The following is an 11057-nucleotide window of genomic DNA, read 5'->3' as shown; positions in this document are numbered from 1 at the left end:
TTATACACTCCAAATTTTCGTATTTTGTGAAATGGAGGAAATTTAATTTTTTAATAAATTTTCAAGATAAATTCCATAAGAACTCTTTGATAAAGGCTTGATTTGTTCTAATAACATCTCTTTACTAATATAACCTTTTTTAAATGCTATTTCTTCAATACATGCTACTTTAAAACTTTGCAATCTTTCAATGGTCTCAATAAATTGTGAAGCTTCTAATAAAGATTCATGAGTTCCAGTATCGAGCCAAGTAAATCCTCTACCTAACAATTCAACTTCTAACTCACGTTTTTCAAGGTACACTTTATTTATATCGGTAATTTCTAATTCTCCTCGCTTGGAAGGCTTAATATGCTTAGCAATATCAAGTACTTGATTATCATAAAAATATAAGCCTGTTACCGCATAGTTTGATTTTGGCAATGATGGTTTTTCTTCAATGGATATTACTTTACCAGACTCGTCAAATTCGACTACGCCAAACCTCTGCGGATCCTTAACTGCGTGTCCAAAAATTGTTGCACCTTTATTTTTTTGCGCAGCCTTTTCAACCATACTGGTTAGCCCATGTCCAAAAAATATATTATCTCCTAAAATCAAAGCAACCCCATCATTTCCAATAAAATCTTCGCCTATTAGAAAAGCCTGGGCAATGCCTTCAGGATTAGCCTGGACTTTATAATTTAATCTCAAGCCAATATTCGAGCCATCACCCAGCAATTTGCTAAATCTCGGAGTATCTTCTGGGGTAGAGATAATTAAAATATCTTGAATTCCAGCCAGCATCAAAATAGATAACGGATAATAAATCATTGGTTTATCATATATCGGAATTAATTGCTTCGATATTACCTTTGTTAGTGGATATAATCTGGTCCCACTTCCTCCTGCCAGTATGATCCCTTTCATATACGACTCTCCTTCCAAATTTGCAAATCAGTTACTACTTTAATTCAGAAGCAAATATTCCTTTAAGAACTTCCTGTAGTCATTTATTTTGATTTTTCTTTCAGGTGTTATTCCAAATTGCTCTATGATATAGTCCTGCATTTTTACTACTTCGTCATAGTGTCTTTGCTGGTTTTCACTTTTGGTTACACTTGCTGTATGCCGTCGATGATCATTTAAAGATTGATGATTAAAATACATCTTGCCTTTCTTAAGCAGCCAAATGTAAAAAAGCCAATCGCCAGCTATTTTAAATGATTGTAAATCTTCCAATATTTCATTAATAGGATATTTTTTAAATACTACCGCCGATACATTAGGAATTGTATTCTTAACATACAACCTATACTTTATTTCATTTTCCCCAGTATCCAAATAATCGCCGGCCCACTTCTCGGCATCAATTTCTTTAGTGTAATCAAGATAGTTCTCAGCCAAAGTATTTCCATTCTCATCTATTTGCCTAGATTGAGTGTAACTCAACACCACGGAAGGATCCAAATGAAAGCCTTTCATCGCTCCGTCTAAAAATTGGTTTGAGCAGAGATCATCCGCTTCAGCAATCCATATATAATCACCTTGCGCCATATTAATTCCCTTTGCCCATTGTTTAAAGACAGAACCAGAATTTGTTTCATTAACTACGAAACTTATCTTCATTTTTGAATCTAACACATTTGTTTCCAAGTACTTTTTAATAACATTTACACTTTGATCAGTAGAGCAATCGTCCAAGATAATCAACTCATAGATCGGATACCTCTGTGAACATATACTATCCAATCTTTCCTTCAAATATTTTGAATAATTATAGTTAGGCAAAACCACACTGACTTTTTTATACTCATGACCTAATAGCTCTAATAACTTATAGACGTATTTCGAAAAGTCAAAATTTTGCTCAACCAAACATCTGGCTTCTCTTCCAAGTTCTAATCTTAATGGGTCATCTTTTAACAAGTCATTCAAAACACGAACTAATTCTTGAACGTTAGAATGCTCGACTAGTTGCCCCGTTTTCTCCGAAACAATATCTACAAACCCTCCAGCATCTTTAAATCCTATGACCGGAATGGAAACATCGAAAGCTTCCAGTACTACGGATGGGAAAGGATCTTCACGTGAAGTAAGCAAGTAAATATCAGCTGCAGCATAATACTTACCGATCTCAGAAGTTTGATCGACAAAAACAACATTATTTAAATGTTCTTCTTTGAGCTCTGACAAGTAATGAATATCTCGATTTCCAACCCAAACAAAAACAATTTTCTGGTTCATGCTCCTTGTGATAGCCGCGGCTTCTGCAAATAAATCAATTCCCTTGCGATGATCGGCATAGCCGACTCCAAGTACAATCTTGACATCAGGCGATAAGTTAAGCGCACTTCTAATCTCTTCTCTAGCTAACTTAATATGTGCCTTGTAATCATTTTTTTTGTAAAGACCTTGCGGTTGTATAACGCATTTTTGTTCATTAATATCGGTTATACTTAAAAACTTTTCATAAACATAATTGGATGGAAAAATAATCTTATCTGCATATTGCGCAATAAAAGATGCCTTTTTTTGCGCAGAATATTGCTTAATGACTCCAGGCAATTCATGAATTAATGAAATAACATCAATTCTGGAGTCAGACAAGAGTTTGACCAATCCACCGGAAATCACTGTATTGCAAATAGCCTTCTCATAGCCTTGGCTTTTTAAATTTTGAATTATTTTAAGAATAGATTCCTCGGTCTCATTGGTTAATACAGAAACAATTCCGTATTTTTCATATTCTTCTACCAATGGCCCCCCAGAAATACAAAGTATTTCAATTTCATAATGAAATCCTAATTTAAGGGTTTTAATAATGTGCAACGATAATAGTTGAGCGCCGTTTAAGTTTGCGTCGTGCGTTACATAAATAATTTTTTTAAGATTTTCTTTTCTTGTTTCCAACAAAGCTGATCGGGTTGCCTCAAGGAATGCGTACCCATATCTACGGTCAGGTTCAAGATGAGCCCCTTCCGCCCATTCATTCCACGCATTGACAAATACGATGTTATGCTCATTTGTATTTACTCTCTTAGTATGATAAATAACATTTTTTAGCCATTTTTTATACAGACGTGGGGAAGAATAATGATAGACAGTGCCATTATTCGGTTTTCTAGCTGTGTTATCCCAACTAGGAGATACACTTTTATATAGCAAGTAACTTGTGTCAAAAAGATACTTTTCATCTTCGACGAATTTTTTATAATTGTATACTAATCCTTGAAATTCAGGATTTAAAATTTGTACTTGGTCATTAATTAATTCATTTCCATACTCATGAATACAATGGGGTGGAAACTCCATTAATGCATCTAAATCGTAATCTTCGGGATTTTTAATCCCCCAAGAAACACCAACAAGATGAATCTCGCCAATTCCTACTTCACGGCAATGCTCCCTCCATATTGCTGCACTTTCCTTGAAATTAGGTAGTAAAGATGGCCTATAGATGATAATTATCGGCTTTCCGTTCACCCTAATATACCGTTTATCCGATATATACTTAACTAGATCGGCAATAAAAGCTTTGTCATCTTCCTTGGAATAGTTTTGCTGAATCAATATATCGTTTTCTTCTCCATCCCATCTCCTTGTCCAATTTTCATTAGCCCAACAAAGACAAAACGGCATATCTATATGTTGATTCTGTATGAAAGTATCGACCGGCTTTTCCATTAGCCGTTTTCCATCAAACCAATAATGATAAAAACAAAAGCCAAAGATGCCATACTGCTTGGCCAACTCCACTTGCCTTTCCATATTTTCAACAAGTCTTAAGTCATAGTATCCAAGTTCCCCTGGAAGGTGCGGCTGATAATGTCCCACAAATTGAGGAACTGCTTTCGAAACATTCGTCCATTCCGTAAAGCCTTTTCCCCACCATTCATCATTCTCTGGGAATGGATGAAATTGCGGTAAATACATTGCAATTAGCTTTGTATCTTCAGTGGAAAACTCATATTGGTTTTTGGATATGGGTATATAGTCTGGACTATGCTTGGAAGGTATGTCATAAATTTGATCAATAAACGCTTTAGAGACCTCATCTTCAAAAAAGGAAGTATTAGCTCTGTTATTTTCTCTGGCGACATAATTAGAAGCAGCCCATACTTTATACATCTCCGAACCCGAAATAGCTGGCTCAAAAGTATTATAAACCCAGTTTTTTAACTTGATCTTTTTATCATTTGGTAAAGGCAAGACTTTATAAGTTTGCCGTACTATTTTTTTTAACATTTTTTTCGGCATATTTCTAGACAATCTCCCTACTGTTCTCAACGGCTTTGTTAATCTCCAAGAATTAGACTGATAAACCTGCTCTAAGGTGTTTTTTTGTACAGTTACTTCTTGAATCAGATAATCATTATAATTTTTAAGCTCATCATTTTTTTGCATCAATGCAAAATTTTTGTTATTTAATTCCAAATTCACTTTTGTCATATCGTCTTTTTCAAGTAGAAGTTTGTGAAGGTTTTGCTTATTTTCTAATACTTGTTGATTTAAATCATAAATTTCTGAAGTCTTCTGTTCAATTTGATGTGATAATTCATTTATTTGCTTTTCATAGCTTTGTTTTAAAGAAGACAGAGCTTCTTCTTTTTGAGAAGAAAGAACTTGTAAAAATTCCAACTCTTTTTTACTCTGCGCTACTTCTAGATTTGCATGTAAGACATATTCCTCTATGTTAGCATCATTTAGATCAACATACTCACCAATAAATTCAATGGAGCTTACATTATTCGGGAGATTCTCGAGAAGAATAAACGGATCTGTATTAAAAAAATAATAGATACCTTCTTCTCGCCTATGTCCATTGGTAATTACATGCTCTATGTTATAAGTACCTTTATTTCCCAGAGACGTTCTATATACTATGCTTTTTATCCAGAGGCCTGTAAGCACGCCTTCCTCTGGATCCCATCTTAATTTTTTTACACAATCAGCAGGCAATGCAAACATAGTACGAAACTTACGATCTTCAAGTTCAAATACTTGTGGCGCTAAGATATCTCTTTCATTAAATCCACTACCTAAGTCATAGTATAATGTCTGTTTTCTGGCTTTTAATTTTTCGTTTATAAAAGTATACAAACCCAGATTATTTTTAATATAATAATCTTGCAAATTCAACTTTATTGAATCGATAGAAGCATCAAAAAGCTCTTCTTTGTTAGAACACAAAGCAACAAAGTACCTCGGGTCGCTATTTTTTTCATTTGCAATAACTGCTAAATCGTCTAAATTATCACTTGTAATTACAGATGTCAAATGAAACCCTTGTTTATATAGCTTAACGTAATGAAAATACTGTTTTAAAAAGCATTCAAACTCATCTTTATAAAACTCTTTTATATGAAACTCATTGTTATAGTCTCTTAAATCCGAATAAATGTATTTATTTGGAGTTGAAATGATCAATAGACCGTCGTCTTTGAGAACTCGTTTAACTTCTGTCAAAAATTGGGCTTGTAAAGTTTCGTTTACATGCTCAATGGTTTCAAACGAAACAATAACATCAATACTACTATCTGGTAGCGGAATTGTAGCAATACTTCCATGAATAAAATCGATACTACTCTTTGATTTAAATTTTGAAGATGCATAATCTATTGCCTCTTGATCAATATCCAGTCCATAGACTTGGAGCGCTGCATGGGAAAGTATAAAACTCCCATACCCCGCTCCACATGCCGCATCTAATACTACTTTATCTTTCACAAGATTCAGGATACTTTCATATCTATGATAGTGCTCTGTTTCTATCTCTAAACCTAGATTTAGATCGTTAATAAATCGTTCCCCGGTAAATTTCATCGTAACCTCACCTCGAATTAAAGGTTGCGGGCACTACTGGGATCCTCTCCAGAAGCGCCGCGGGTAGTCACTAATATCACTATCAACAAAAACTGTAATTCAAAGCAACTCGACGATTGAGTCATTTTCCTTTACACCTGGATCATTTATGTGTTGTGTATATCACACGTCTATCTGTCGGTATCTCGTCAATAGTTCTCACTAAAAATTATTTAAAATCCACTTTAGAAGGGTCTAGTTCCTTAATTTCCCAATCATTTTCAAGCTCGATCAAAGCAAGATTATATCCATCGTTTTCAATGAAAATTTCGGCAGCATTTTGATACCACGATAAAATAACGTGACTTTCTTGTGTGCCGCTTGCAATAGCCGGACTAATCAAATATCTGCCTCTTAGCAGTTTCGGTAGCTTTAATGAAAATACACTTTCGTATACCTTTCCGTTTTTCACCTCGGGTAAAACGAATTTACTAATAAAATTATTCGCACTATACACCATGGTCCCGTTTAAAGTCTCTAATGTTATTCCAAATAAAACATTTTTGAAATCTTTTTGGAAACTTCCGACAATATGAATTGTATAAGTTAATCCCGACTCTAAGAAAGTAGTCTCTTGTCCAAGTGAATCTTTAATCTGAAAAGCCAAAATTTCGGCTTCCTTTGTCCCTCCTACTTCATTATTATATATAAATTTAGGGAAGCTCTTCCGTTCGTTATCGTTAAGATTCGCCTTCCCATAAGCTATAGAATCTTCCAAAAGCTGAGTTTCCTCAGTTTTTTTATTTCGATTGTTTATCTCCTCATTATAATATCTAATACAAACGTCGTCTTTATCACCAAAATCCACTTGTTTACCAGAAGAAATCCAGAGTACTCTGTTGCAATATTTTTTTATTGCACTAATTTCGTGTGATACAAAGAGAATTGTTACGCCTTTATTTTGAAGCTCCTCAAATTTTTTATAACATTTATTTTGAAAGAAAATGTCGCCTACAGATAACGCTTCATCAACGATTAATATTTCCGGCTCTATACTAATAGCAACAGAAAAAGCTAATCGAGCAAACATACCGCTTGAATAATTTTTTACAGGTTGATTTATGAAGTCACCTATATCTGCAAAATCTATTATCTCAGGAAGCTTCTTATCCATCTCTTCTTTCGAAAAGTTCATAATTGTGCCATTCAAATATATATTCTCTATACCGGTATACTCGAAGTTAAAACCGGCGCCTAACTCTAATAAAGCAGAAACTCTGCCATTTACCTCAACACTTCCACTAGTCGGATGAAGAACGCCGGTAATGATTTTTAAGAGCGTCGACTTTCCCGAACCATTTTTGCCAACTATTCCGATGGTTTCTCCTTTTTTGACGTCAAAGCTAATGTCTCTTAAAGCATAAAATTCTTTATGGTATTTTTTCTTATTATAAGATAAAGCCTCTTTCATTCGATCAATTGGCTTTTCGTATAAATTATATAATTTACTTACATTAGCTATTTTAATTGCATATTGTGACATGTTAACCTCCTGGGAGGACAATTTATTTTAAAGTACATCTGCAAAATGGGGTCTCAATTTTCTAAAAACTATGGCTCCGGTAATAAAAATAATAATCGTAAGGGCTAAGAAATAGATTGTGCTCAAAGGTCTTTCCCAAAACCAATTGTGATAAATGAAACTATCCCTGTAACCTTGCACAATATAGAACATTGGGTTTAACTTAGCTATAAACAAATAATTTTTAGGCAGAAATTCTGTAGACCAAAAAATAGGAGTAGCCCAAAATCCGATCTGTAGTATTAAATTAATCACTTGCAAAGTATCTTTGAAAAATACGGAAAAGGCCGAAAATAACCACGACAAACCTAAAATTAACATAATATTTAGAAATAAATAATAAAAAACCTGCAAGTTGTAGACACTTAACGGGTAATTATAAAAAATTAAGAGAATAAAGATAAAAAGCAAAAAAAATAAATGTACATATAGAGACGATATCGTTTTGACAATAGGTAAAATAGCTGTACGAAAAACTACTTTTTTCACAAGAAAGCTGTACTCCATTAAAGATTGGGAGGAATTACTAAAAGCGTCAGAAAAAAAGCTCCAAGAAATATACCCTGCTGCAAGCCAAAGAAAGAAAGGTACATTTTGAATCGGTTGCGTCTTAAAACCAATTTGAAAAACAAACCAAAGTACAAGAAGTGTTATTAATGGTTGAATGAACGCCCAAATTATTCCAAAAAACGAACCTGCGTATCTTGCTTTGAAATCATTTACAGATAGCTTCCTAATTATATTTCTCGAATTCATTACATCTCTTATAAAATATACAAACTCAATTACTTTTCCCATTGTGGCTCCTTGTGTGAAATATGTCTTTTCGGCTTGAAATTTGCAGAATCCTAGACCTTGTAAGTACCTTGATATTTTAACAAAGATTAATATTAAATGCTACATTAACTTAGTTCCATAAGTTAACTCTAAACACGTTTCAGCATATGCTTTTACTTCAAGCTTCATGCTCAATTCGATTTGGCTTTCTGAACAAGTTTGATTTTTTCACCACCCTCTTTACAAAATTACTGACTTAATGTATTTCACGCAACGACTATCTCAGAATTTTATATTTGTCGAATGCTCCAAAACTGTGATAAGATTTTGTCGTAATTCCAAAGAATTTATAAGGAGAATTCCCAATCATGAATACGAAAAAAAACCAGCACACATATGCTGCTCTCCTAAACAAATCATCATCTGATCCCACAGATAAAAGTTCAATCTTATTTTGGATCCTTTCAGGCATCGCATTTATTTGCCTGCTTTGGGCACCGTTTCAGCGGGGCTTGTTTAACGGCAACAATTTCGATTTCGAACGACCGATCTACTCCTCCTTTGTCTGGGCATCTGTCATACTTATCTTGCTTTCTATTTATTTTTACTTTCATTGGAATTTGAAAAAAAAATCAGACCTTGCAATTATTTTAGCTTGGCTGCTTCCTATTACTTATTTTATTTCTACTTTATCGGCAGCCTCTGCCAATTACTCGGCAAATTCCATTTATATTCAAATCATTTATGTCGCGTTCTTTTCACTGGCCTATTATCTTACAAAGCAAGATCTCGGCCTAGCGATACTCAAATACGGTTATGTCAGCACTTCCTATTTTGTCGTAATTTTCGGAATTATGAACTGGTTTGGCAATAAAGAAGCGGCTTTTGCGCTGGTAAAGTGGTTCGCTGCCAACATGGAGCCTAATACCTCTTATCTTCACGCGGTGATGTCGGATTCCAACGGTCCTCGTTTGACGTCGGTTTTCCAGTATGCCAACTCTTACGCGGCTTTTCTTATTGCAGTCTTGCTGGTCGCCATATTCTTAGTTATCACCTCTTCAAAATGGTATTCGATAGGCATCCATGCTTTTATGGTCGTTCCTATTATTATTTCTTTTTTCGTTACATTATCGCGCGGCGCTTTGGTCATTTTGCCAATCGTTTTGTTATTGGTCCTGCCGTTTCTTAAACCGCGTAAGCAAGTTACCTATCTAATTCATTTTGTCTTATCTTTTGGACTATCTGTTGTCATTCTAAATAAAGTAACGACAATCGGCGTTACTTTGTTTCAAGGATATAACTCTGACTTATCTATTTCGGGTTGGACCAACCTATTGGCGATTTCTTTAATTTATACGGTATTAGCAGTGCTTATCCAAAAGTTTGCTTCCCCATGGATCGAAAAGTTAACAAATCGATTCGAAGAAAAACGTTTCGCTTTCCTTGCTATTCCCGTTGTTGCCGTCATCGTTGGCGGAATAGGGGCCGTATTGTTATTTACTGATACCGGAGTAACAAAGCTGCTTCCGGAAAATATCCGTACCCGTATTGAAAACATCAACTTTCAACAGCATAGTGTATTAGAACGCGGTACGTTCTACAAAGATGCTATGAAATTGTTCAATGACTACCCCGTTTTCGGAGCAGGTGGAGGGGCTTGGCCGGCACTTTATGAAAAATACCAGAATAACCCTTATATCAGTCGGCAAGCACATAACTTTTTTCTTCAGTATTTAACAGACGTAGGTATCGTTGGATTTGCTGTATTCCTAATTTTCCTTATTTTCATTTACTATATTTACATCCGTAATTTCATCTATCAGGACGAGCACACGCGAAACAAGCGCTTCATTTTCTACATTGTCTCAATTTCTTTGCTTGTTCATAGCAGCTTGGATTTTGACATGAGCTTTGTTTACCTGGGAATACTTTTGTTCCTAAGCCTTGGAATTATGATCTCAAACGATACCATGGAGCTAGGCGGCAATTGGAAAGAAGTATTGAATACAAAAAAATGGGCTTATCCTTCAGTAGTACTGCTTGTTTCTTTGCTTCTTTTCTTCATTTCCGTTAAGCAGTTGAGCGCTGACAGCCAATTCAACCAATCTAGAGCCATAGCAGCTAGCGGAAACAACAACTTGAACGATATTATAACGCCGTTGGATAATGCCTTATCTCAGCATCCGAATCATCCGGATTATGTATACCAAAAAGTCTCTATTCTTTTTCAAGTTTATAACCAGACCAAGGATGAAAAATATTTCACGGAAGCTACGGCTTTGCTGGACCAAGCATTGCAAAAAGAGCCCTTTAACTTTCCGTTGGTAGATAGAAAGATCTATAGCTTGATTCTAAAAGATAAAACAGAAGAAGCTTTACAATTCACAAACGAGAAGCTTCATAGTTTTCCGTGGAAAGTGTATCTCTACGAAGTCGCGATATCTTTAAGCACAGACCTGGGTCATAAAGCACGTGAATCGAAGAATACTCAAAAGCAAGATGAATATTGGAATCAGGCTTTTGAGCTTTACAATCAATTTGAGACCCGCAAAAAAGAACTCGCTTTGCTTCCAAAAGAACAAGGACAAGGTCAAGCTTTTGACGAGACCGGAAAAATGGGTTTAGCCTTAGGTCAGATTCAGTTCGTACGTGGTAAATATGATGCTGCGGAAGCAATGTTCCGGATTGGCATTGGAGGTCCTTTGGAGAATCAGACAACGAAACAAAACATTCGCTGGTATTTAGCTTCCTTGCAAAAACAAGGAAAGTCCGATCAGGCACTTTATGATAAGCTAGTAGCCCAGGATCCGAACGAGCGCCAAGAAATCCAAAACCTTGTAAACGCTAAGTTTTAAAAAAATCTTTATAAAAAATGGTAGCTAAATTTACACTACAATTTGCTACCATTTTTTTG

General features: G+C 35.1%; 5 protein-coding genes and 1 pseudogene. 1 reads left to right on the top strand and 5 read right to left on the bottom strand.

Features of this window, described 5'->3' with window-relative positions:
• Positions 1 to 42 precede the first annotated feature (42 nt).
• The 5 genes and pseudogenes from rfbA to NI000_RS20915 form a co-directional block, all read right to left on the bottom strand.
• Positions 43 to 909, bottom strand: coding sequence for a glucose-1-phosphate thymidylyltransferase RfbA (gene rfbA / locus NI000_RS20935; protein WP_253413370.1), 867 nt, complete (start codon positions 907 to 909; stop codon positions 43 to 45).
• 39 nt (positions 910 to 948) lie between these two features.
• On the bottom strand, positions 949 to 2892 hold the full coding sequence (locus NI000_RS20930) for a glycosyltransferase (protein WP_253413500.1): 1944 nt from the start codon (positions 2890 to 2892) through the stop codon (positions 949 to 951).
• Positions 2893 to 2916: 24 nt separating this feature from the next.
• A pseudogene (locus NI000_RS20925) lies at positions 2917 to 5805 on the bottom strand (glycoside hydrolase family 99-like domain-containing protein); the annotation flags it as partial.
• A gap of 208 nt (positions 5806 to 6013) precedes the next feature.
• On the bottom strand, positions 6014 to 7327 hold the full coding sequence (locus tag NI000_RS20920; protein WP_253413369.1) for an ABC transporter ATP-binding protein: 1314 nt from the start codon (positions 7325 to 7327) through the stop codon (positions 6014 to 6016).
• A gap of 27 nt (positions 7328 to 7354) precedes the next feature.
• Positions 7355 to 8164 carry an ABC transporter permease gene (locus tag NI000_RS20915; protein WP_253413368.1) on the bottom strand — a complete coding sequence of 270 codons (810 nt, stop codon included), beginning with the start codon at positions 8162 to 8164 and terminating at the stop codon, positions 7355 to 7357.
• Positions 8165 to 8511: 347 nt separating this feature from the next.
• On the opposite strand from NI000_RS20915, the gene NI000_RS20910 reads away from it, so the two are divergent.
• On the top strand, positions 8512 to 10998 hold the full coding sequence (locus NI000_RS20910) for an O-antigen ligase family protein (protein WP_253413367.1): 2487 nt from the start codon (positions 8512 to 8514) through the stop codon (positions 10996 to 10998).
• Positions 10999 to 11057 lie beyond the last annotated feature (59 nt).

Origin of the sequence: Paenibacillus tyrphae, assembly GCF_024158745.1 — a bacterium.
Classification (GTDB): domain Bacteria; phylum Bacillota; class Bacilli; order Paenibacillales; family NBRC-103111; genus Paenibacillus_G; species Paenibacillus_G tyrfis_A.
The sequence above is the reverse complement of the archived record's forward strand: the minus strand, read 5'-3'. Positions and strand labels throughout refer to the sequence as shown.

Excerpts from the sequence above, each read along its gene's own strand:
- NI000_RS20915 (WP_253413368.1), bottom strand. The coding sequence starts at position 8,164 with ATGGGAAAAGTAATTGAGTTTGTATATTTTATAAGAGATGTAATGAAT.
- NI000_RS20920 (WP_253413369.1), bottom strand. The coding sequence starts at position 7,327 with ATGTCACAATATGCAATTAAAATAGCTAATGTAAGTAAATTATATAAT.
- rfbA (WP_253413370.1), bottom strand. The coding sequence starts at position 909 with ATGAAAGGGATCATACTGGCAGGAGGAAGTGGGACCAGATTATATCCA.
- NI000_RS20910 (WP_253413367.1), top strand. The coding sequence starts at position 8,512 with ATGAATACGAAAAAAAACCAGCACACATATGCTGCTCTCCTAAACAAA.